The following is a 650-nucleotide window of genomic DNA, read 5'->3' on the forward strand; positions in this document are numbered from 1 at the left end:
GAGAACAAGCTACCACCGAATACACCAGCCACACCTAACATGTGGAAGGGGTGCATTAGGATGTTGTGTTCTGCTTGGAACACGATCATGAAGTTGAAGGTACCGGAGATACCCAAAGGCATACCATCAGAGAAGGAACCTTGACCGATGGGGTAGATTAAGAATACTGCGGTAGCTGCTGCAACAGGTGCAGAGAATGCTAGGCAGATCCAAGGACGCATACCCAAGCGGTAGGACAATTCCCACTCACGACCTAAGTAGCAGAATACGCCGATTAGGAAGTGGAATACTACCAATTGGTAAGGGCCACCGTTGTACAACCATTCATCTAAGGAAGCTGCTTCCCAGATGGGGTAGAAGTGTAAGCCGATAGCGTTAGAAGAAGGAACAACTGCACCAGAGATGATGTTGTTGCCGTAGATTAAGGAACCTGCAACGGGTTCGCGGATACCATCGATGTCTACAGGAGGTGCAGCGATGAAGGCGATGATGAAGCAGGTGGTTGCAGCTAGCAAGGTGGGGATCATCAGTACACCGAACCAACCGATGTATAAGCGGTTGTTGGTGCTGGTGATCCAGTTGCAGAACTGCTCCCATACGTTCGCGCTTTGGCGTTGTTGTAAGGTTGCGGTCATGTTTTTATGATGACG

The 650-nt window shown here is 49.7% G+C and carries 1 pseudogene; it reads right to left on the bottom strand.

What is annotated here, in order from left to right:
* Positions 1-635 (bottom strand): annotated as a pseudogene (locus AACS98_RS19630) (photosystem II q(b) protein); the annotation flags it as partial.
* Between the last annotated feature and the right edge of the window lie 15 nt (positions 636-650).

Origin of the sequence: Anabaena sp. CA = ATCC 33047 (assembly GCF_963870205.1) — a bacterium.
GTDB lineage: Bacteria > Cyanobacteriota > Cyanobacteriia > Cyanobacteriales > Nostocaceae > Trichormus.